Raw genomic sequence first — 24033 nt, 5'->3', positions numbered from 1 at the left:
GCCATCTCTGAACAGCGGTGTTATTCATTCCGACAACGCCGCCGTTCCTACTCCATCACCGACGAATCTTTCACTTGACGCTCTGAACCGAGCGTCCAACTTCTCAAGGAGAATCCCGTGGGCTTGTCTAACTTCACCGGTCGTACTGACGACGACGCATCCTCGTCCAACGGCTCCGGCGGCGGGCCTGCGTTCCCTCCAGGTTTCTCGATTCCTGGCATGACCATGGGTGGGGGGCAGTCTGACGACGATGCCGAAGAGATGCTCGTCAACTACAACGCGCGCTACGTCAATGCCGAGCCAACGCTCTTCCGGGACCGGCTCATCGAACAGCTATTGTCCGTGCTTATAGGCAAGACGAAACGAAACGCGCTGCTTGTCGGCCCGGCCGGCGTCGGCAAGACCAAGATCGTGGAGGACATCGCCCGGCGCATCGCCCTCGGCGACACACTCATTCCGGACCAGCTGAAGCACCACACGGTCTATGAGCTGCCGCTCTCGCACCTCGTCGCAGGCTCCTCGCTCGTCGGCGCGCTCGAGCAGAAGGTGAAGTCAATCGTCGACTACACCTCGGATCCGAAGAACAAGGTCATCCTGTTCATGGACGAGGTGCATCAGCTCACCAGCGGCTCCGAGAGCGGCACCTATGGAAAGATCGCACAGATCCTCAAGCCCCCCATGGCACGCGGAGACATACAGGTCATCGGCGCGACGACCACACAGGAAGCCCGCACCCTGGACGACGATCCGGCGTTCAAGCGGCGCTTCTCACGACTGGTCGTCGACGAAATCACACCCGAGCAGACCATTGAGGTCCTGGGTAAAGTCCGCCCCGGCCTGCTGGCGCACTATACACATCAGATCAGCATCTCTGATGACGTGCTCATGACCATCGTCCGGGTCGCCGACGAGAACGTGAACTCAGGCTCCGGCTCACACCGTCCTGACAACGCCATCACGCTGCTGGACCGGGCGATGGCTGATCGCGTTCTCGAACAGAAGCGGCTCATAACCACGGCGCATGCTGCCGGCGATACTACCACTGTGCAGGCCCTGCAGGCGATCCCGTGCGTACCCCTCACTGAAGCCCGTGTCACCGACGTCGCCCGACGCATGCTCACCGGCAACACCATGAAGCACAGCTTCGATGTCTCGGTTCTCGCAACGACACTGTCCCTGCGATTGAAAGGTCAGGACTCGATCCTTGACGCTCTGGTTGACCGCGTCGCGCGCGAAGAGCTGAACGTCTTCCCGCGCACAGTGCCGATCGCCTGGCTGTTCGCCGGCGCTTCTGGTGTCGGTAAAACCGAGACCGCGAAGATCATCGCCGAGCAGATGACCGGGCAGGAGCCAATCATCCTGAACATGACCGAGTTCCACCACGAGTCGTCGATGTCCCGGATCGTCGGCGCTCCTCCTGGCTACATTGGCTCAAACTCGAACGCCGAGCTGCCGTTCGACTCGCTCGAGTCCAATCCGCACCGCGTGATCCTGCTCGATGAGTTCGAGAAGGCCGACCGCGCGGTCCAACGCCTGTTCCTGCAGGCGTTGGACGAGGGCTTCATCACCACGGCCCGCGGGAAGAGGATCGACTTCTCCAAGGCGCTCGTCGTCGCGACGACCAACGCCGCGCGCGAGTCGCTCGACGGCAAGCCGACGGGCTTCAGTGTCGGTCCGAAGACTGTCTCGCGCAGGAGCCTCAACACGGCGCTGGCGCAGTTCTTCGATGCCGAGCTGCTGGGCCGCTTCTCGCTGGTGGTCGGTTTCAACCCAATCGACGAGCAGATCTACGGTCAGATCCTCGCTTCACACTACGCACAGCAGCGCGAGCGGATCATCGATGCCCGGCCCCGGCTCACCCAAGCACTGCCGGCGAGCATTCCGGTGGATGAGCTCGTATCGTTGGTCGAGCAGACCTTCGTCCGTGAGCACGGTGCACGCTCAGCCGGGCGTGCGATCCGCACCTGGATTGAGGATCAGCTGCTCTCAGCCCAGGCCGCATCACGAAATTCGAACACGCTGCAGGCGACTATCACAGCCGCAGCCAACGGCACAGTCGACCGCCAAGGGGAGTAGCCCGCAGAATCCGGGAGTGGATCACCGCGCGCTGCCTCCGGCGCGCGGTGATCGGGGCCTGAAGGCCCCGACGGGTGATACCTGGAAAGCACAGAGGAGGCAGCGCCACCGACTATCTGATCGACATTCGGTGGCGTTCTTCGTCTTAGTCGACAGCTCCTTTTGTGGACTCTTCAAAGTCCTGTCAGATACACATTGCCCTCTCGTATCCGAGTGGGGTGGATGGGTATTCAATCGCCTTTCGCATCTCCTGTCCGGATAATGCGACATTTCATTCAGGCTCTACTTACCCCGATCCAGAAAGCGCGCACCATGCCTATCCTGCTCGACGACATCGATCTCACCACGACTCAGGCCACGACCAAGACCGTAGATCCCAAGTTCTTCTCCTCGAAGCTCACTGGCAACGGCAAACACAAGACCGGGCTGCTCCACAACGAGCTGCGCCCCGCTGACAAAGCCGGCAAGACCGCTTACAGCGCTTTGGCCATCGACCACATCACCAAGAAGACCAGCACAACCCAGCACGGGATCACCGTCGTGTCCCTGCCGTTTGCGCCGCTGCTGCGCAGCGCGCTGACCGAGGCAGGCGGCTCCTTCACAATTGCGACCCCGCAGACTGGCGACCGCTGCGTCATCGAGACTGGCTCGAATGATTGGGATGTGTTCTTCGACATGACCCCGCAGGGAGCGAAGCTCTTCGAGGACGCCAACGGCAAGTCCAGCGCCGGTGGAACTGCCATCTCCCGCGACTTCATCATCCAGTATCGGATGGAGCTGTTCTTCGTGAAGAAGGGCATCGTAGAGCCAGTGCGTATGCCGATCATCTCGGCCACCACGGGCCCCCGCAACCACGACGCGGCTGTGTTTCTCAATTGGGACACCGACCCCATGGGTCACGCACAGACCTACATCATCGAGGTGCTCCGTACCGCGGGGCTGACCCACCAGAACCCCGATGCTCTGGCTGACTGGCTGACGAACTGCTTCAACGTCCACGACCGCATCGCCTGGCAGGCTGAAATCTGGGACTCCGAAGGCATCGCCGATGAGGTGAACGCCTACATCGCCGGACTCCCGTCGAACCCGGCCGACCAACAGCTCAACGCCCTCGCGCTACAGCTGCGGTACCTGGAGACCTACAACGTCCCGCTCGAGGCATACCGTTCGATCCACAAGAAGATCGAGGCGGTGTTCTCCGAGGGCATCGCTGCGGCACTCTCCAAGCAGAACCTGAATCTGCTGATGAGCCACACGCTCTCGCACCTCGAGAGCATGAAGCCTCAGCTCAACACGCCGGCCCAGCCTCTGACGCCTCCGGCGCTGCGTCCGGAACTCTCGCACCAGCAGCTCTCCGGCGTCACTACGCATGAGCCCCTGGTGATGATGCAGGCCGGTGCCGGCACCGGCAAGAGCTCGGTGATCCTGGAGCGCATCAAATACCTCGAGGCCTGCGGTGTGCCCGCTGCGGACGTCACGGTCCTGTCGTTCACCAACGCGGCGGCGGACAACATCACTGCGAAGAACCCGAACGTCGGCTCGATGACCATCGCCCGGATGATCAACGACATCTACAAGCTGAATCACCCGACACACGAACTGTCGAGCATTGACACGATCATCAACTCGATCGACATCTTCTACCCAACGAACAACTTCGCTGCCGGGTTGCGCATGCGCCTGGTGGAGGTGGCCCAGAACAAGACTGGCGCATTTACCTCGCTGAACACCTATATCGAGAACCACTTCGACGAGATGATGTCACTGCTCGACACGATCAAGCAGACGTCCCTCGAGCTGGAAATTATCATTACCTACCAGCGGATCGACTCGATGCAGGAGCCGGCTCACGTGCAGAGCAAGTACCTGATCATCGACGAGGTGCAGGACAACTCGATCTTCGAGTTCATCTATGTGCTGAAGTACATTACCAAGCACGCACAGTCCCTGTTCATCGTCGGTGATGCAAGCCAGACCCTGTACGAGTTCCGTTCGGCGAACCCGCGCGCACTCAACACGCTGGAGGGCTCAGGGGTTTTCTCGACCTTCAAGCTCACGACGAACTACCGGTCGAACCAGGAGATCCTGGACTTCGCCAATGTCGTGCTCGGCGACCTGGAGACTAACCAGATCGCGGGTATCCAGCTGCAAGCGAATTCGCTCGTCGTACCGACGGCGAAGACCTTCCAGGAAAAGGTTACGCTCGACTACCGTGCGGTGCCCAAGCTGCGCGGATTCGTCACCGAGGAACTGTCGGGCATCGTGATGCATACGGTCTCCAAATACGTCGACGACTGCCTGGCCTGCGGTGAACAGGTCTGCTTCCTGGCCTACTCCCGCATCGAGGTCGCTCTCATCCAGCAGGCGCTTCAGCAGAAGTACCCGCAGCGGCACATCGCCTCGCTCGTGAGTGAGAAGGTCTTCTCGACCGACATCTTCTCAAAGTACATCAAGACCTTCTGGAATGATGTCCTCCAGGTCCAGCCGACCAACGCGGCCTTCGTGGTGGTCCAAGGTATCAAGGATAATCTGGACAAACTCACGCGCAACGCCGGAAACAAGAAGGTCGAACAGGCTGTGCTTCGCATGGTCTCTAAGTGGTGGACCAAGAACGCTCCGGCCATCCGTGGCTGGGAGCAGCTCTGCATGCAGGGTTCGTTGTCCTACAAGGAGTTCTTCGAGCGTCTGCGGGACAACCTGCTTTCGTTCGAGATCCGCCACAACGCGGTGCGGCAGAGCCTGACAAATCAGGCAAACCGTGAGCGCAAGGAGAATAATGCCGAGTCGGGTGCTGATCTGCTCGTCTCGACTATCCATGGTGCCAAGGGTATGGAATTCGATAACGTCGTGATCCTGCACAAGGATGATACCAAGATGTCACAGGCATCGCGACGTGAGTTCTACGTCGCTTTCACTCGCGCGAAGAAGACGGAGTACATCCTCTCCTACGGCACAGTGAAGAGCCCCCCGATCGAGTCGAGCTACGAGCAGATCGTCAACCTGCTCACCAAGCGCGACATCCAGAACGCCGCTCGCGCCGCTGGCATCGACCCTGACCTCCTCGACGAGGAGCCCGAGGACAGCCTCAAGAAGGACGCGGCGGCGCTCGTCACTGCCTGATCCGCGAACAGGGCCCGCCCGGGAGTGGCGACGAATTCACTTCGGATTCCGTCGCCACTCTCTGTTTGGACCATCTCTCCCTGACCCCTCACTCGAATCGAGTCCGAGCACGACTACCTCTTCTACTACATCCCTTTGGTTTCGCCCCAGAATTCCTCAAGTGCCGGGATAATTGATTCGATCTGAACAAGATCGTCCGGATTTTCCACCGTCGGGTATCTGCTGACCCACTCCACTTCTAGATTGCCGGACTTCCAGCCGCCGGGCTGTTCAATCCAGCTATTCGTGACGATGCCGACACCGCCACGGTGACGGTGAGTTACTGCTGATCCGATTGAAAAAGATTCCCCTTCTGCTTCCTGTTCCTGGTCGTTGGTCAGAGTCTGGGCTTCATTGTCATGCATGGGTCAATTATTCCAGTTATCCTGGTATAGTTCTTGTAAACCCCGCCAGGTCTTTAGAGACTTTGGTTCGACGGCTCCCATAGAGATGGGGGCCGTTTTTGTTTAGCTAGTGAACCCAGCTACGCTTTGCCGCTTCTCCCAGACCCTGTATGCAAGATCCCAGAGTGGATCATCGTCGCCTCCCTCCCGAACCTCGGAATCAAAGTATTCATCCAACTCCGTGATTGTGGCAGTTTGGCTGGAAACCACTTCTGCAGAGTAGATGCCACCAAAAACCGGTCTCAAATCAAATTGACATTCCCAACGAGCCCTACGCCATGGTCGAGTTCCATGACGAGACCTGGGGGATTTACCTTTCCTACGGTGCCGAGGTCCGACGTCTCACCGATGACGGCGATGCCAGAGGTTGGAGTGGTGTTCTTCCCATCGCGGGCGAGTTGATTAGAGTTAGCAACGATCTGCACTAGCCGACCTACCGACAGTCAGCACCCCTGTTTTGCCCCGGTGCGGCAGGGATGCCGACTGGAGCCGACCAACGCTCGTACACGATATCGCCTTCCTCGGCGAAGACCAGAAAGAGCCGATGTCATGTCCAGTTTCAGCACCGACCAAATCACTACCGCACTGAATCGCGCAGCCGACGAGGTGCTCAATGTTGTCCACGACGACGGCGACGAGTTTCTGAGTGACGCGATCAACTTTGTCGTGAACGCCGGACTCCACTTCTTGGAGCGCCCAGATGCTTCGATCGAAGATGTCGTCCATGAGAACTACGACGACGACTTCGCAGAAGAACTCCTGGATTCGCTGCGATGACCGCGCCGACTGGATCATCTGCCCGAACTTTGGGGAGACTGACAAACCATTTCTGCAACGCAGAGCCTCGAATCGACCATTCGTATGGCCAATTCGGGGCTTTCTGTTCATCTATGATCCTCTCTCGTAGACTAGTCAGTAAGACGATTCAATAGATAGCGATCCTGATTTGGATTCCGGGCAGACAAGAGGTTCTCATGTTTCACACCATTCGCCGCGGAGTCTCCACGGTAAACACCACGCGCCGGATCGTCGCGCTCTGCACCCTCGGCGGCATGAGTGTTGGCACGCTCGTCGGTTGGGTGACCGGCTTCTTTACTTGGATCACAGCCACCGTCACGCGGCTGTGGGCTGAGGTTATGACGTGGCTGCAGTCATCCTGGGGGATTGAGCACATCCTGGTGACGACGGCTGCCGTCGTGCTCGGGCCGCTGGTGCTCATCTTCATCCTGATTATCGTCATCTCCGATGACTGACCAACACCCTTCCTCCGAACACACAGAAACCCCGAGTGCAAATGCACTCGGGGATCTCTTTTTAGTTCCGCCAGGATCGTCACACTTCGACGAGCCGTCGTTCATCCCGCGGATAATTCGAATTCTGAAATTCATCGTTCATAATCAGCTCGGCATCGACGTCGTCACCATCGAGATGTCGATTCACGCTGGGCGACGCGGAGAACTTCAGTACCGAATAATCGTCGATGTCCTGCTTGCCAAAGCGAACTTTGTGCCCTTTGTGGGCCTGTCGATAGAAGCGGCCGAATCGCGTCAGCACGACCGTCTCTCCCTGAGAAACTGCCTCGGTCAATTCGCTGAAAATCCCTTCGTAGATCGAGCTGACTGTCTTGATCGGCCACCCGCTGTGAGCCGACACGCGGGCTATAAACTCCCGCTTCGAGATGCGTCGCTGTTGTGCGGTCATCAACATGCTCATACGTCCTGCCCCACTCTCCATCCTGTGTTGCTCAACCCTTGTAACCCAGTCTATCTGAATGATCTCTGGAATCGTCTAGTTGATAATTCAAGAGATCATTCATTTTAAGTCCGAGCTTAGTTCAGAACTCAAAGCCTGGATCCAGTTGATCCCTCAGGTCACGTTGCTCAATGTCGACCGTCTCGGCATCCTTGATCGTACGCCGGATGGTCTTTGCCGACGTCGCCTCGTGCTCCTCTTTGACCGCTTGCTGCTGCTCAGCCCGAAGGCGGGCATCGTTGAGCTTGCTCCGATACTCCGTGACCCCCGACGAGAATCCCTTCACGAAAGCCTTCGCTGCCGACTCTGGTCGGTGCTGAAGTTGCCGAGCTTGCTCCCACTTCTGTCGGTCCTCGACCGTCACGAAGCCAAAGCCACCGGCAACCTGGGGTTCCTTCGGAAGTCCATTCTTCTGGTGACCGCTCATGATACTCAGCCCTCCCTCTCGTAGGCGTTGTCCTCAATCGGTTGCTCGATAGGGATCGACGGCGCGCAGACGCTGGCCTTTGCTACGGCTTGATGTCGAGCCTTTACAGACTGGGCGGCATCGCTCGCCGACATCAAGCTCTTCACCCTAGTGAGTTGCTTGCCATCCTTCGGAACAACCCCCTGAACTTTCGCCCGTGCAGCTGTGGTGGCGAGTTGTTTCCGTGCTCGTGACTCAATCATGACTTCGTCCCTCTTTCGTTATTGGTGTCGTCCGACTCAGGGCTGATATTCGTGATCGACCGCCGGCTCCGGGGCCGGCTCACCCGCCTGGCGGCTCTGCTGCTGGCTGGCTGCGTCCCGCTCGCGCGATGCCCACTCGTTGTAGGCACCGACCGGATCAGCGGCTACCCTCGTCGAGAAGTGCCCGAACTTCTCGCCGTATTGTGTATTCCACGCCTGTGCGAACTCCGGATAGGACTCGTTGACCACATCCAGCGCATCCATGTAGGCGAACGAATACTGCTGACGCTGCTTCTCCTCACCCATCCCATCTGCAGTCATGCTCGCCTGCATCGTGCGAGCCTGGAACAACCGTTCCGGCATCACGCCAGGTAGCCCCTCGCCCTCGACCTCCTGAACGCGAGCCATGCAGCCGAGCATGTAGCCAGCCAGATCCTGGTTGAAGGCGTTCATGTCACCACGGGCCGCGGCCTCCGACATGGTCATCGCCATAACCTCACCCATGCGGTCCTTGTGCTCCTCGGAACCCATCTGCGACCGGAGCGTGAACGCGCCGACCACGCGCGGTCCGTTCGGCGTGTCCTGATACCTGGTCGGATCCACGGGCCTGCCGGTGTAGTCCTGGTAGTTACCTCGCCAGACGCGCTGCACTCGATCCGTCCCGGCAATCCGCTCCTTGTGCGGAGGGGACATTCGCTGGGCACCATGACTGAAGCCATCGACCATCACCTGAATGCGAGGGTCTTGTTGCATTCGCTCGCCTAACACCACTCTGGAGGACTCTGCAACTTCCTCGCGAGTCAGGCCGTCCTCTTCGCACTGCCGATACAAACGATTGATCATGGTGTTGTAGCTCTCCATGATCTCCTCTGCCTGCGCGCCAGGCTGCCGGAGTGTCGCGAACGCGTTTTCGGTGAGTGCGACCTCTGTCATACCCGCTGAGCGCGGCGTAAACATTTCACGATGCCCGCGTTCTCGAAACTTCAGGTCATTGTAGCGCTTTCGCCACCGCCTCGACACGTAATCTTGGGCCCGAACCTCCTTACGCGGTGTCTTACCCTGTGCGGCCCGTAGTTCGTTCTGTTCCTGAATGCCCTTGTTTCGCCAGTTGGCCCGACCCTCGGCCCAGTCATACGTTTTCTGAGCCTTCTGGTCGATCCGTTCCTGGATCGCGCCCTTCACTGGTGCAGCCTTGTCCTTCACGACCTGCCGGAACGTCGGGGACATGAGGTACATCGCTGAAAGCGTCGACATTACTCGGACTACGGACGCCGTATCAACACCCTCCTGCAACGGGCGCATCGCACTCGTGACCATCATTTGGCCATAAATTCGGTGCATCGAGCTGAGCTTCTCGGTGCGCTCAGCGTCGTTGAAACCCGGCACAAGAATGTTCGACCTTCGTAGCGACTCCATGTACTGTCCGCCGGCGGCCTGAATGTTCTCACGGAGCAACTTCAGTTCATCCTGCTTGCTTAGATCTTTTCGATCGTTCATCGCCTTGCGCGCCGCCGCGCGCCGCCGCAACTGTTCATCGCGCAGCCGCTGTGTACGAGTGTTGAAGAACCCCCACGCTTGCTCACCCCAGCCGTGGTCGGAGGACTGGGGCTGATCGCCCTCCCACCACTCGGCATCGATCGGCGGTTCAGTCCGTGCCGAGTCAGAATACTGTGGATACACCGGCTGGCGAACGAGTTCGCTCGTCACCTGGAGTGACTTGCGCCCACGTCCGGTACCCTGGTTGTGCTCATCCACCATGCAGCTCAACTCCCCATCTCGTAGTCAATGTCCGAATCCGTGTTTACGGGCTCGATGTCGATCGACGGCCGGTACGTCTGTGCCGTCATGCGTGCCTGTCGCGTGGATCCCACGGCAACTGCGTGCTGAGACCGGCGGCTGTCGCCGCGGGCCTGTGCGCCAGTGTGGCTCTCCGCCATGACGTCCCGCTTGATGAGGGTGTCAGCAATGGCCTGCTCGGCGTTGTGCTCCTGGTTCAATTCCTGCAGCGCCTTTGCCGAGAGCGCTCGCGCACGTCGAGTTGGAGTCGAACAGAATTGCTCGTTCTTCTCACCGTCGTAGAGATTCTCATGGTTGTCTGCCGCGGCAATCAGATCCCTCAGCGTGCCGCCGTAGGCCATGCGGTCCATCAACGATCCTTGCAACGACGTGTCGACTTCTAGGTTGCACACGCGTCCCGACTTAGGATCGGTGAGAGCCAGAGCCACCCGCTCGACGTACTCGGGATTGACTGTGACATTGAAGCCATCCTTCGCTTTATAGAATTCGATGAACTGCGCCACCCATTGCTCCTTGGTGGCCTGCACTGCCTCACCATTCTCGAAGACCGGACGCCACTGACCTGGACCAAGGTGTTCGAGCAGACGCCCGCGCCACAGATCCCGACCCGGACCTTGGAGCATTTCGTACTTGTGCTTGGCCTCGCTCGCGTCATGTTTGGCCTGGAGAATGCTCTGAGTAACCGGATAGGTCACCTCCAGCACAGCCTTGAGGTCCACATTCCTCAGCGCACGGACCGCTCGCTGCGAATAGGAACCGCCGAGACCGGTGCCATGGGACTTGATCGCGGTGGCAAACATCGACGCTTCCTGATCCTGCTGGTTGATACCGGAACAGCCATTGCGTCCACCCAGGTAGCGGGCGTAGTCCGTGAGCTTGGACATACTGCCTTTGGCCCCAGTGGTAACGCACACGTCGCGCACGCTGTTCAGATGGGACTGGAGATCCGAGAACGACAAAGCGGTGCCGAACTCTCCACGTTGTGCGCTCCGGTAAAAGTCGCTCAGCTGCTCAGTCACGTCTTCCTGCCGTGCACAGGTCGTCTCTGCTGGCTCTGAGCCTGCACCCCAGACAATAAGATTCGTCTCTCCGCTGAGGCTGTCCAGTTCTTGCCGCAGCTCGTCGCTCTTGGAGAGGGCGACCTGTGTATCCAGGGAGACCTGCATCGCGAACGGGTGCGTGCCACGGTCACTCCGCACGCCGGTGTCCAGGAGGTTCGCCGGTACGGAGAGCTTCTCCATCGCCTCCTGCTTGGCTGCCTCGCTGTGCAGTTTAACGACCGCAACCGCGTCGCCGTCGAAGTCGCCGTCGAAGCACTGGTCCATGACCGGATTGATCGCGACGCCCGTGAGGCGGTCGTCGATTGCCACGCGCATGTAGCGCAGGCCCGCGTCGCGTAGTACAGGATCGCGCCAGATCAGTGCGTGGTCACCTTCGGCGAGCCCCAGCTGCTCGGCCATGACCGGCGATAGTGCCACCTGATCAATGTCCAGACGTGGGTCCGCAGTCCACACGGCCGTGGCCGAGTCGGAAAGGCGCGAACTCATGAGCCCGGACTTGAAGGCGTTGTGTTTACCGGAGAACACGCGCTGCTCGAGGTCGGTCGTGATCGACTCGAACTTCCGCTGCGCGTGCGACGCCGCCTTGCTCATCTCCTCGGTCAGTTCCTGGCGCATACGCTGCGTCACCTGTCCGGCCGCGAGTTTCTCCTGCGCGGCACGGTACCGGCAGGCCTGCTCGTGGATGTCGAGGTAGCGGTTCGTGTAGTCGTGCGTGACTGAGCTGCCGTCCTCGAACTCCTGGCCGGAGCGAAGGTGCGAGGAGAGCACCGGCATCTTCCACGATGACGCCGTGACCTGTTCGGTCTGCTTGCCAGTGGGGTACTTCAGCGGGAACGGGATCTCTAGGTCGCCGCCCTTGTCTCCGATGAGCTGGCCGAAAGTCTTGCGCATCGTCGAGATGAGCACCACGCCTTTCTCGGTGCGCGCGAGCTCGGGCATCGGGAAGAACCGGCGCTCGGGCCGTTCGTCGATGGCTTCATGGCTCATGCCCGTGTGGTCCTCATCGCGGCCGACCACGTGTAGGGTGCCGTCCGACTCCATGTCGAGGCCGACGCTGAGCATGAACTCGCGCAGGTTCGCCTCGGCTCCGCTGTTGTGATCGTAGAACTCGCGCATGATCGCCGGGCAGTCTTGTGCGCCCAGCGCCCAGGCTAGTTGCGAGGAGGCTTTCCGACCTTTGCCGGAGAGCACCGCCTCGTCGTCGTAGACCTTCGTCTTCTCGTCGACGGCCATGTGCGTAACGATGAACTGCATCTGACCCAGCGAACCGGCCTGCGCCGCACCATCGGGTGCAACGAGATCTGAGACCGCGCCGTTCATTAGTTCCCGTCCCGATCCGGCGTTGCGGCGCGAGATCAGCGAGAACGGGCTCATCACTACGTCCATGTCAGGGTTGGCCTTGAACCATGCCACCTCCTTCTCTAGATCCAGCGCTTCGGCTTCCGTGAGCGGCATCTCCCGCTCAACGACTAGTGACACGACGCCTTTGTTGCCGTGCAGGTCCGAGAGCTTGTCGCCGACCACGAGGGAACGCAGTTCGCCGCTGACACCGCGGATCTGGTTCGCCTCCGCGAACTTGCGGCTGATGACGATTGGATCGTCGGCAGTCCACCCGCCGAAGGTCATCATCGCCGTACCAGTAGGTGTCGTGATCTTGGAGGACTGCATAAGCGTCGAGGCCGTCATCTGCTGGCGGTCGAACGGATCGAAACGCAGCGTCTCCAGCTCCGGCCGGTTCATTAGGGGAGCACGCGCGCCGGACAGTACGGTCGGGTCGCCCGGGACGATCCGGCCCTCGGGGGAGACCTGGGCGTCCTGGGTGAGGTAGCGCACAATGCCCTGGTTGGTCGCTCCGCCGGTCATCACCGGATCGAAGTAGCCGGCGGGCGCGGCGATGCCGTTCTGGTCGGTGCCCGTGAGTACGGCCATGTTGCGGCCGCCGGTCAGCTTCCATGCATCGAAGTGGTTGTCGTCAGCGGGGTCTGCCCTGCTCTTGGTCGACTGGTGCTCGGCGTACACGGTCGAACCTTGCTTGATGCCGTTGCTGTACCGTACCCGCTTCGCCTCGGTCGCCAGGATCGACGCCGTCCACGAATCGAGCTGCCCCCGGACATCCAGAGAACGCTCGATGAAGTCTAGGGGGTGCTTCGTACCATACAGCTGCGAGTACACGCGGTTCAGGCTCGAGCCCTCACCAGCCTCGCTGCGGTTCGTCAACAGATCGTTGGCGATTTGGTACTCAATGCGCTCGGTCATTGCCTGCTCGTAGCCACGCAAAAGCGTGCGCTCCTCTACAGTTTTCGTCTCGCCGGGCAGCTGGGCCGCGATGCGGGCCTCGTAGCCGGGCACGATGAGTCCGTTGTCGCCGCCGACGAAGCGCGTCACGATCTCGCCGTGCTCTCCGACGCCGAAGATCTGACCGATCTGGCCGGCTACTTCTGAGGTCGAGCCGTTGCGGCGCATCTTCTCTGCGGTCCAGCGGATGACACCTTGATCGTCGATGAGCACCTCCGTAGGCTCCGTGGCGTTGCGTGCCAGGCTGGCCCACACGGTCTCGCCGATCCGGCGGATGAACGGGGACTCATGTGCGTCGATTGGCGTCGCCGTCTGCTCGTCGAAGCGAACCAGGCGGTCCTTGAAGCGGTAGGTCTGGAAGCCGACGCCCATCATCTCGGTCGGATCGATCTCGGCGCGGCGTAAAGCCGCTGCGAGATCGTCGAGGTTCGACCATTGCCCCTTGGCGCTGGTCATGAAGCGGGCAACCCTCATCGGATCGAAGCGCTGGTTCAACATCTCGTCACCGACAACACGGATCTCCGGCTCCCAGGTGCCCACCAATTCATCGAGCACCTCATCCGCGTGCTCACGCACCGTCTCTTCCGGTGTGCCGCCGTAGACGAGATTGCCGGCATCGAGCGACTCGCTGCCATCACCGACTTGGAGCTCGCCGATCATACCTAGGCGCTCCTCGTACATCTCCTGGGTCGCGCCGGGACGCAGCAGGTGAGTGCGCTGTCCGACCAGAACGTCCCAGTAGGATCGCTGGATCGCAGCCACCTCGGGATCGCTGGAGAGCACCGGGATCTCAAATTCGACGATGTTCAGTCCTTCGGCACGCTGCTCCTCGAATGAAGCGATGAGCCCGTCGACATTGAGTGAAGACGCGAGATTCTCACGCGACGTCCGCACAGCCGAGGCCATATACTCCTCAGCTGCCGCCCGACCGCCCTCTGTCGGGTTGTAGAATTCCGCAAGCGTGCGCTCCTTACCTTCGCGCCGGAGCATCACCAGCGAACCTTCGCGCGGGCGCTCACCCGGCATGTGATATTCCTTCACGGCAAACATTGAGTCCTTTGCGCCGTGGTAGTTGTCTTCGACCTCCGCGGGCTCCAGTGGACTCTTCGCAGTTGCACGGATCATCTCCGTGTGCGTCGGGCCGAGCGTTCCAGCAAGCAATCCTGGCCGATCTTGCCGCGCAACGGCCTGACCCTGTGCGAAGCGTAGGAGGTCTACGGCCTCGGCAGGCGTGGGGGAGTAGACCGCTGCGTCCTTGCCGACCCTGCGATTCGTGGAATATCGAATGATCGCACCGTTGTCGTAGATCATCGCACCGGCGTAGTCTTCGCGTTCGCGCGGCTCAGTGAGGCGGATCTCCATGCCGGTGCTAGCAATCCGGGCTTTGAGCTGGCCCGGGTTCCGGTCGCGCAGCACTTCGTAGTCGAGGCCTTGAGCCTGCAGCTCACGCAGCATCGCCGTGGAACGCTCGAGTGCTGCCGTGGACATGAAGCGATTCCGGTCGATCCGATTGGTGCGCGGGTCACGTCCTCCATCAACTGCCCATTGGCGAACCTGCTCGTACTCCCTGATGCTCATCAAATCTCGCAACGCGGTGAGGCCAGAGGCGTCCTCGTCGGTCATCGCAGGTCCCACCTCGACCATTTGACCATCAGCGTTGACTGCCCACAGCATCATCTGTCCGTGCTCACCATCTGTAGCCCGGCTTGCCTCGCCGTCGAGGATCTTGGTGATCGTCTGATCTGGGAGGTACGCCAGCGAGGTGCCGACGTTCTTGACCGTCGCTCGCTGCGACCACTCTGGATCGTAGGGACTGATAGGTAGTGCCGCAGCAGCCTTAGCCTTTTCACCCAAGCCGACCTCACGCATAAATTGTGACTGCAGTCGCTGGAAGTACGGGTCAGCAACAGTGTGCTGATGAAACGTAGCCTCGGCGCTAGGCAACGTCTCCCTAATCGAATCATTCAGCGCCGACAGCAGAGCTGTAACGCCGAGCCGGTGGTCAGTCACCGACGTACCATGCTCAGAAAGACGCTCGTCCATTCGTTGACGGATTCGCTTGGCGTGGGAGATCGGGATGACCTGCCCTGTTTGCCCCCGCACCTGTCGAATAGCCTCGTATGTGACGTACTCGTATAAGTACCGTCGCAGGCCGTGTCCTTTTTTCATCTTCTATCGCCTCCATTGGAGTGATCGGATCATAATTGTCCTATAGATCTTATCTGATCATTCCGAATGATTCTAGCAATGGTATATGAATGCGAGCATAAAGGCTTTCGAATGGTAGTTAATCCCGCTCTGGTACAACAGCACCCCGTGACCGGCTCGGTCACGGGGTGCTGTTGTACCTGTTCGATCAGGCGTTGTTTAGCATCTCCTGGGCCATCGCGCGGTCGAAAGCGCCGTCAGCCAGATGTTCCCATGTCGGCAGCGAGGCCAGGAACTTGTAGAGGTGTGCCGAGATCTCCACTGTCGCCAGAGCCTGCAGGTCTTCGGCGTGCAGCTCATCATCGGCGTATACCCGCGAAACGTCATCCTCAGCTGCGTCGTTCAGTTTCGCCGCGGCTTCTGTGAACGAGACGGACCGCGTGGGTGTGATGTACACATACGCTCCGTCCGCGCTGCGCAGCGAGCCGTCGCCACCTACCGAGAAGTTGTCCCGGTCCTGCTGCAACTCCGTCAATGTTGCTTTATACGCCTCGGTGATCTGAAAGTCCAAGCTCTTGATCTTCGCCGCACCCGTCAGCGAGATAAGCATATCCTGGCTGACCGTACCCTCGGCATAGATCTTCTGTGCCTGTTGGGCAGCTAGCGCACCCATTTCGGAGACCGCCGCGGCGACCTCTACGTTCTCCACGACCTGGTCCTCATCGAACATCATTGCCGAGGCGAAGTCGTCGGAGTCCACCTCGATCGGTGCATGTGGGTCCCTGCCCTCCTTCACATTGGCCAGCATGTGCACGATCTCCATGACCGCGTCCGCGTAGGTGTCGGGGTCCAGACGCGCGATGTCGACCTCCTTGTAGCCGTAGCTCTCCTGGTAGATCGTCTTGGCGTTGGCTGCGTGCACCGACTGCCCCAGCCGCTTGTAGAACATCTTCTGGAAGTCCGGCTGGTTCATTCGTACGTCGAACTCCATTGCCGAGCTCAATGTCGGGATCGTCTGCAGCGAGTAGTCGTTGCCGGGATGGATCATCTTGGCATCGGTGCGCAGTAGCTTGTACGACATCGGCAGGATGGTCTCGTTCCTGTTCCAGACCGGCGCGTCGCCGGCACGGAAGACGATGCTGTTGCGCTCGGGGATGAACGCCATGTTGTTGTACTTGATCAGGGGCTCTTCCACGGTGCTCTTCGTGTACGAGACCCGGCCTTCGGTCCGGCCTCCAATCATCTTGTCGAGGTCCTGACTGATCTGCTTCGAGTCGATGTAGGAGACGTGAGTCTTGCCCGACATCTTCTCCAGCGTCTCGATCATCGAATCGTCGGTGCTCTTCAGGAACACGATGTTCGAGGTGTTGCCCTGCACGATCTTGTCGACCGATTCACCGTAGACGTCGCGCAGCTGCTGGAGCGTCTGCAGGATGAGTGTGAACTGCTGCTCCTGGCCGAGGCCGATTGAGAGCATCGTCTCGAAGCCCGAGATGCCTTTACCCTCCGACTGCAGGTTGCCCAGCTCGTCGAGCATGTACCGGGTCCTGTACAGCGGCTTCTGGTTGCTCTTCGTCATGTAGGACTGGTCGAACGAGACGTCGACGAGCTGCTTGACGAGGATCAGCACCAGCTTGGCGTACTGCATCAAGTGCGGCGGCGTCACCAGGAACACGGCCTTGGGTGACTCGCTGTAGCGCACCATAGTCTGCGTGATCGCACGCAGCTCGCTCGTGACGCGCTCCGGCGCACCGCCGGCAGAGAGGTCGAGGCGCTCTTCCTTGTAGGTCGTGTCGCCGGGCTTGTATCCGGTGATCGCACCGTCCCGCTTGCCGCTCTCTCGCACCGGACGCAGCTCTCGCAGCACGCCGTTCTTCACGATCTTCTTGCCGGTGACCGGCTCGATGACGTAGTGCCGACCGTTGAGGGAGAGCTGGTAGCTCTTCTGGAAGTGGAAGTAGAACGTACGCACAAGCATCTTCGTCTGCGGGTTGACCAGTTCCAGCTTGAGCCAAGCCTCGTCCGTGGGGAACTTCCCCTTGAAGTTATAGCGTGCCCAGCCCTCTCGGCCCACGATCTCTTCGTGGTCGAAGTCCTCGCCCAGGTTCTCCTGGAACATCGGGTCCGCGTATGCCGACCACATGGCCTGCTTGCCGATGAGGTGGTCACGTTTGACGTAGTTGTTCGCCAGATGCACACCTAGGCGACGCGGGAAAGACAGACCAGCAAGGTCCGTGTTCTGCGAGGGCTTGCCCGAAGTGAGCGTCGAGATCGTCGGGTCAGTGAAGAAGCTCATACCTGTGATGGCGATGCCGTAGACGCTCGCCAGCATCTTCTCGGCTCCGGCCATCGACCGAAGGGCGTTGTGCGCGTTGCCGATGAGCGTGCGCATGCTGTTCATCGGCAGGGCCTCGGTCGCGTTGAAGTAGAGCGTCAGCATGTCCTGCTCGGCCTTGCCCTCCCACAGGAATGCGTGGCGCTGCGCCTCCGCCTGAGCTTCCTCTAGCTCATCCTCGCGGTCTTCGAACTCGCCGGCCTTGACCTTCTTCTCCAGCTCGGCCTCGGGGTTCTTGATCTTTTTAGAGCTCAGCTGAACGAACATCTGGTAGGAGTTGTAGAGAGTGACCTTGCCCCACATGTCGTCGAGCTTCTGCTCGAGCGTCGCGGGGTCCATCTTGGTCTCCGCCGCATGCTTGCGAAGCTCGCGTTCTTCCTCCATGTAGAAGTCGATGAGGCCGTAGAGGATGCGCTTGAACGCGTTCGATGCCGCATTGGGCCACACCGGGTCCTCGCCGCCGTCGGTCGGGAAGAAGACCTCCGCAATGTTGCCGACGTACAGTGCTGCCTTGGTCATATCGCCTTCGCGCGCCTTGTCGGCAGCGAGGCCCAAGGGGTTGTAGATGTCGGTCTTCATGCTGTTGATGAGGTTGAACTGGACTGGCTCGAATCCGCGCATGACCAGCGGAACGTAGTTGTTGACGAGCAGTTCACCCTTGGGGTCGTTGATGACCATGTTGGAGGGTTTCTTCTCGCGCGACCAGATGTCGATCATCGGCTCGATGTATGTCTGGCCCTTTCCGCCTCGCGTGATCGCCAAGACCATCGTGTTCACCGGCGCGGTGTCCACGATGTACGCACCTCCCGGACGCTGAATCTCATACTCCGGGAACGTCCAGTCGTTCTTGATGAGGTCGGCCACCGTGCCGTAGCCCTTGCCCGGGGCCTTGAGCTTGTCGCGGTTCGCGTTCCCCAGGTTGTAAGGGATCTGCGTCGTGTCCCAGCATTTGCGTAGGGTCTTGTCATCGGGAATACCTGATGCCTCGAACAGCGCATCGCCGAAGGCCTCGTCGATGATCGGCTTCAGATTCGAGAGGATCTTGCCATCGTCGTCGACCATTACCTCACCCTTGTAGTAGAGGATATTGCCGTCCCGGTCGACGATGTCCGCTTCTGCCCGGCGGGACACCTCGACATTCTGAAGCCCCTTCCGTTTCAACATCATGTGGCTAATCATTGAACTGACCTGCACGTCCGAGTGCGCGCCGGAGTCCGGGAACCAGTCGAACTTACGCTGGATCTCCTCGGGCAGAGCGATATGCTGATCGTCATCGTGAAAGTTGATATCAGAGTCGTCGTGCATAAGATTCGCAGTATCAACCCGCTTCGCCGACCATGCACTGATCACGACACCGATCAGAAGACCCAAACCCGCCGTGAGGAACAGTTTGAAAAATGTGACGTCGGCCAGTTGTGCGCCAAAACTTGTGATGTTCGCAGCAGAAGCAACCTTCGAGCCAGACTTTCCGGTCTGACTCTGCGAAGTCTGCTTTGCCTTGTACCAGTCGGGGACCGGCACATTCGCGATTTCCGGATAGCACGTCCCCACGGGTTGTCCGTTAGAGGCGAGCTGCTGGTAGCACTTCTCTACTGCGCCACCCTCGACCGTCCGAGTCGACTCTAAGTAGTACTGCTTCGGACCGGCGTTCCCACCTGCGCCAACGCCGTCGATCGCCCCGGTCAGTCCTAGCAGCGCCATGGCGATCACCGAGTACAGGACCCAGGCCAGGAGCGTGATGAGCACACCCACGATGATGCCTACAACCAGACCCGGTGTCTTGGATTTCTTCATCTGACGGACACCGCGGTCCAGCTGCTGTGAACCGTGCACGTCCCGGTTTGTCAACGTCTGCCCGGCATCCCGAGCCAAGATCTTGTCCCAGCCGCTTGCCGACGGTCGCTGTGCCTTCCGCTTCTCTCGCGCCATAATGCGCTCCTTCGTCGCTGTGTGCTGTGTGTTCACCCGCCGCCGTGATGTCGGGTCGTTGATTAGAGGAGGGCCGCTCCGGCGATAAAGCCGGCACCGAGCATGACCAACCCGATCGCGATCATGAGCGTAGTCAGCAACTTGTTCTGCCGACCTTGCATCTGGTTCGACCGCTCCAAGTCGTTGATGTATACTTTTCGGTCGGCTTGCAGGTCGTTGACCCGGTCGTCGTATTGTTTTTTGAACGACTTGCCCATGTGATCCATCTGTGCGAGCAAATCGGTCACGCGGCTGGTCTGCGACGCCGTCTTCTCCTTCTCCAGGTTCAAGTTGTGCTGCCACTCCTCGTCACGGCCCCGCATCTGCTCGATAGTGGCCTGACGAGCTTTCTCGAACTCGTCCTCGGTGCGGCGTAGACGGTCGGCATGCTCGATGCGCAGACGCTCGACGATCTTCGTGTGCTCCTGTTCGAGAGCCGCGACCCGGTCGAAGCGCGACTGCTCCTCAGCCAGGGCATCGGCACGACTGATGTCGCTCTTACGGTTCTCATCGATGATGCGCTGGATCTCGCTCGTTAGCTCCACCAGCAATGCCCGCTCGGCCGCGAGATTCTCTTGCTGATGTTCTGCGAGTACCGTAAAGATGCGGGTCGTGCCGATCGTCATGCGGCGCTCGGCATCCTTGCGTCGCAGCCCGAGAATCTCCTGCTGAGTGTGGGCGTAGTCGTTCTCGATCTTCGCATCGATTGCGGCAACAGCTTCGAGCTGCTCGCGCTGGATTTTGGCTTTGTTCCGCTCGCGGTACTGGATCTCGGCCTGGCTTGCAGCCTGCTGCCCAATCTGGGTAATCGCCGCCTCGAACGCCTTGGCAATTTCTGTCTGAGCCTGTCGAGCGGTTTCGTCCTTTCCGGTCAGTGCCTCGCGGTACTCGGCCTTCGCTCCGTTGGTCAGCTCTTTGTAGACGCTGCCCTCACGGTCAATCGCCACGTCCCGCATGACCTGCTCGGCATGCAGGCTCATGAGGTTGACGAATTCCGTCTGTAGTTCTGCTTCACCGTCCGTGTGCAGCTTCGCCAACTGTGCGTTTGCTTGGCGGGTAAGCTGGGCGATTTGATCGCCCAGCCAAGAACTCGCACCATCCGGGACCGCGATCTGTACCGTCGGCGCGGCCACCCCGAACGAGGTGGCGAACTCGTCGAGACGTACCTCCAGGTCGAGATCCTCGGTGAGGAAGCGCCGGGCGATGGTGCTGCGCACCTGCTCCTGATCGGCCACAGGTTGGCCGTCGACTGGTATGGTCTCCGCAGAATCCGGACCAGTGTATCCATCGTCTTCGTCGCCGAAGATCACCGCGTGCTCGTGCTGAGTGTTCTCGTCCTCACTATCCTCCTCGGTGTATTCCTCGAACGCCGAAGTTTCAACCGACGCGTCTGTAGTCTCGGCGAACGCCGGATCCTCGTCAAAGTCGACTTCCCCATCAGAGGAACCCTCGAAGAGAGGGTCACCTTCGTCTTCTGCATTCGGTGCAACCTTGGTCTTCGTGGGTTCCACATCCCCCTCGGCTGTCAGCTCGTCTTCGGTCTCACCGCTGTGTGCTGCCCAAGCCTCGCGGCCGACAGCCTCCTTCAGCGGGATTGAGCCGGTGGAGACACCGAGTGCCATCACGAACGTGGCGTCCGCGACCAGATCGACCTGCAGGCCTTTTTGATCCTGATAGACAACTGCCCAGCTATAGAGCGGGGTTTTACCGTCCGCGGTCGTTGGTGCGGTCAGCAATGAGTACTCCTCCATACGTGTAAGAGACTCGATCGTTGGGATGATTCCGAAGACCTCCTCAGAGAGCATGTCCGCAGTTGCCAGCGTGCAGATCGAGTCTGCCTCGATGAGCTCGATGAGCGAGCCCTTGACCTCGTCGCGACCCTGTTTGCGGCTCAGCCCACCGATACGTTCAGCGGCAAGAACCAGGATGGCCCAAGCGGTGCCACTGGGGAAGGCGAACGGTGTGTTGCTACGCAACAGCTCAACGGCCGCGGGAACCGCGGTTTCACGCACGACTGATGCCAGGAGTTCATCTGGCTTCTTCTGCCGCTCCTTCTTCTCAGTCTTCTTCGGTGCTGTCAGAATGCTCATGCCTGTCGATCCCTTCAATTGTGAGTCACGATTCAGATCGTTTATTAGAATAGTGCGTAACACCTATCAAATGCAACAATTGAATGGTCTATCGAATTAGAGGAGGGCCCCAGTCGAATTAATCGACTGGGGCCCTCCTCGGCTTGACTTGACTCACAAACGTCACTGCATCGCGAAGACTACGACATGTGCGTTGGAAGTCCGCAAATCCTTCCGATCGCTGACCATCTCGCCCTCTATGTCTATTCCGATCCGACGTTCTGCCGGAAACTGATTGATAAAGGTTGCAACCTCCGTGGTGACCTCACTGGTCAGCCGAGCTACAGCCGCACGTGCACCGCCGGCATCGGAGTCTGTGTCACCACGATCCTCGATAAGATACTGCAGCACACGGGGGTTGATCGTTACGCGCACATTGTGCTTCACATGCACTTCCTGCACCAATTCACGCAACTTGTTCTTCACAATTTGCTGCTGCGTTGCCAGTGAGAGCGGCTGAAAAGGCACGATCGCGTCGATACGGCCCAGGAGCTCGGGCGGAAAACGATTGTCCGCCTGTGTCGTCGTGATCGAGCGCCGGATTAGCTTCTCGTACTCAATAAGCTCCTTACCCGAGCCGGTATCATCGGGGGCATAGTCTGCGATCGTCTTATAGACCTCGGAGGCTGCGTTCGTGGTGAGCACAATGTACGTATTGAGAAAGCTCACCTGCTGGTTGTTGTCGTCCGTCAGGCGACCGTCGTCGAGCACCTGCAGCAAGAGCCTTGTCACCATCGCCGACGCCTTCTCGACCTCGTCAATAAGCACTACAGCATGCGACCTGTCCCACACCCTCTTAGTCAGCTCCGAGCGGAACAGCTGCAACGAAGAGTCCTCAGCGAACTCAGACATGTCGAAACGGATCAGGTGGCGCTGGTCGTCGCCGAAGAGTAGTTTAGCCAGCTGCTTAGTCAGTTCGGACTTACCGACACCCGTGCTGCCTGTGAACAGCAGGCTGGCCATTGGTCGACCCGGGTTCTGCAGATCAGCCACCGAAAGCTGCAGACGGCGAGCCACTGCTCTCGTAGCCAAATCCTGGCTGAGCACCTTCGCATCAAGCTGCTTCTTAATCTTCGCACCATCGACCTTGAAGGAGACGTTGACATTGAGCGACTCCTGAAGCACATCGGCGAGAAGACCGCGATTCATCGACCGCCCACGGCGGTGCCAGCCCACCATCGCGTTCAACACCAGGATCGACTTTCGTGGCTGCGAGCTCGCAGGCATATAGCGCTCGGTGTACTCATAGATCTGACGGAAGAGGTGATCGTCGACGAACTGTTTGGCCACGCCGTAGCGGTCAGCCACACCCTGAAGAATCGTGATCGTCGTCTCCCGTCCTGGCTGGGCGAGACTGATGCGCTGAAGGCGCTCGACCAAAGGCTGGTTTGGTGCGATATGCAGGTGGAATTCGTTGTAGGTCGTCGCTGCAATTACGCGGATTCCTCTTGTGCCAGATGCTGCCAGTACCGGTTTGATCGCCTCGACCGCAGCGCCTGAGAGTTGCACGATCTGGTGGAACTCGTCGATGAACAAAACCAGCTCGTGATCTTCGTGCTTGACATACTGCTCTGCCTCGTCGAAGAAGCTCTTGAGCGTCGCGGCCATGAGATTGCTGTCGCCAGCCTCGGAGATCATACGAGCAGGGTCAACCTCAAGATAAAGCCTCTTCTGGTCCGCGATCATAGTGGCCTGGACCAAGGCTGTCTTACCCGAACCGGCTTCCGCAAGCAGAAGAATATTTGACAGCTCGGGTCGCTCCATGCCCGCCAATACCTGCTGGACCTCATGCTCGCGGCCGATGATCTCACGTTCCGCCGACTTCAGCGGTTCGGATAGTCTCCCCAGCAAGGGATAGTTCTCATTCAGTCGGGTATCTGCGAACATCCGCGATCACTCCTTAGTCTCATCAATTCCCATTCAAAGATCAGTCAAATACTATCATTATAGACCTATCGTTATTTGGTAAATAAGCATCTGATAGAACGATGTAGTAATCTAAGGAGCCTATATAATCATCACTCGTCTTATTCAAATTGTGGAGAATCGCTACTTTTCTCTTCCTCCTCACACTGATAGGGATGTGCGGTCGTTATGAGCGACTTTGGGGGAGTGGAACGCCCTACCGTTGCGGTGCCGAACCGTGCTCCAGCTGCCGCAAACGGGTTCGGGGGAGACTTGTCCTCGACAATCTCTGTTCCGATGACGTCTGTATCCTCAGCGATCTTCGCATCTGCTTC

General features: G+C 59.4%; 14 protein-coding genes. 5 read left to right on the top strand and 9 right to left on the bottom strand.

Going from position 1 to position 24033, the window contains the following annotated elements; genetic code table 11:
* The first annotated feature begins 117 nt into the window (after positions 1-117).
* Together ABDK06_RS11400 and ABDK06_RS11395 are read left to right on the top strand one after the other, a co-directional pair.
* Positions 118-2076, top strand: a complete 1959-nt coding sequence (locus tag ABDK06_RS11400) for an AAA family ATPase (protein WP_394941143.1) — start codon at positions 118-120, stop codon at positions 2074-2076.
* 312 nt (positions 2077-2388) lie between these two features.
* Positions 2389-5196, top strand: a complete 2808-nt coding sequence (locus ABDK06_RS11395; RefSeq protein WP_394941142.1) for an AAA family ATPase — start codon at positions 2389-2391, stop codon at positions 5194-5196.
* 125 nt (positions 5197-5321) lie between these two features.
* Here ABDK06_RS11395 and ABDK06_RS11390 read toward each other — a convergent pair whose 3' ends face one another.
* The gene (locus tag ABDK06_RS11390; protein ID WP_394941141.1) at positions 5322-5600 is read right to left on the bottom strand and encodes a hypothetical protein; all 279 of its coding nucleotides are present in this window, start codon (positions 5598-5600) and stop codon (positions 5322-5324) included.
* A gap of 317 nt (positions 5601-5917) precedes the next feature.
* Here ABDK06_RS11390 and ABDK06_RS11385 point away from each other — a divergent pair, with 317 nt between their 5' ends.
* From ABDK06_RS11385 to ABDK06_RS11375, 3 genes are all read left to right on the top strand, one after another.
* On the top strand, positions 5918-6067 hold the full coding sequence (locus tag ABDK06_RS11385; protein ID WP_394941140.1) for a hypothetical protein: 150 nt from the start codon (positions 5918-5920) through the stop codon (positions 6065-6067).
* A gap of 121 nt (positions 6068-6188) precedes the next feature.
* A complete protein-coding gene (locus ABDK06_RS11380) occupies positions 6189-6416 on the top strand; it encodes a hypothetical protein (RefSeq protein WP_394941139.1) in 228 nt (75 codons plus the stop codon).
* Positions 6417-6613: 197 nt separating this feature from the next.
* On the top strand, positions 6614-6892 hold the full coding sequence (locus ABDK06_RS11375; protein WP_394941138.1) for a hypothetical protein: 279 nt from the start codon (positions 6614-6616) through the stop codon (positions 6890-6892).
* A 79-nt stretch (positions 6893-6971) separates the two neighbouring features.
* On the opposite strand, the gene ABDK06_RS11370 is transcribed toward ABDK06_RS11375, so the two are convergent.
* From ABDK06_RS11370 to ABDK06_RS11335, 8 genes are all read right to left on the bottom strand, one after another.
* Positions 6972-7340 carry an HU family DNA-binding protein gene (locus tag ABDK06_RS11370; RefSeq protein WP_394941137.1) on the bottom strand — a complete coding sequence of 123 codons (369 nt, stop codon included), beginning with the start codon at positions 7338-7340 and terminating at the stop codon, positions 6972-6974.
* A gap of 133 nt (positions 7341-7473) precedes the next feature.
* Positions 7474-7818 (bottom strand): hypothetical protein, encoded by a 345-nt coding sequence (locus ABDK06_RS11365; RefSeq protein ID WP_394941136.1) that lies wholly within the window; start codon positions 7816-7818, stop codon positions 7474-7476.
* A 5-nt stretch (positions 7819-7823) separates the two neighbouring features.
* Entirely contained in the window at positions 7824-8060 is a 237-nt protein-coding gene (locus ABDK06_RS11360; RefSeq protein WP_394941135.1) for a hypothetical protein, read from the bottom strand.
* A gap of 36 nt (positions 8061-8096) precedes the next feature.
* Positions 8097-9767 carry a hypothetical protein gene (locus ABDK06_RS11355; protein ID WP_394941134.1) on the bottom strand — a complete coding sequence of 557 codons (1671 nt, stop codon included), beginning with the start codon at positions 9765-9767 and terminating at the stop codon, positions 8097-8099.
* A 56-nt stretch (positions 9768-9823) separates the two neighbouring features.
* Positions 9824-15382 carry a hypothetical protein gene (locus tag ABDK06_RS11350; RefSeq protein ID WP_394941133.1) on the bottom strand — a complete coding sequence of 1853 codons (5559 nt, stop codon included), beginning with the start codon at positions 15380-15382 and terminating at the stop codon, positions 9824-9826.
* Positions 15383-15569: 187 nt separating this feature from the next.
* Positions 15570-19625, bottom strand: a complete 4056-nt coding sequence (locus ABDK06_RS11345) for a type IV secretory system conjugative DNA transfer family protein (protein ID WP_394941132.1) — start codon at positions 19623-19625, stop codon at positions 15570-15572.
* 62 nt (positions 19626-19687) lie between these two features.
* Positions 19688-21754: a coiled-coil domain-containing protein gene (locus tag ABDK06_RS11340; RefSeq protein ID WP_394941131.1), complete on the bottom strand. Its 2067-nt coding sequence runs from the start codon at positions 21752-21754 to the stop codon at positions 19688-19690.
* Between the two features lie 162 nt (positions 21755-21916).
* The gene (locus ABDK06_RS11335) at positions 21917-23680 is read right to left on the bottom strand and encodes an AAA family ATPase (protein ID WP_394941130.1); all 1764 of its coding nucleotides are present in this window, start codon (positions 23678-23680) and stop codon (positions 21917-21919) included.
* Between the last annotated feature and the right edge of the window lie 353 nt (positions 23681-24033).

It is taken from the genome of Psychromicrobium ferritrahens, assembly GCF_043789415.1.
Lineage (GTDB): Bacteria > Actinomycetota > Actinomycetes > Actinomycetales > Micrococcaceae > Renibacterium.
The sequence above is the reverse complement of the archived record's forward strand: the minus strand, read 5'-3'. Positions and strand labels throughout refer to the sequence as shown.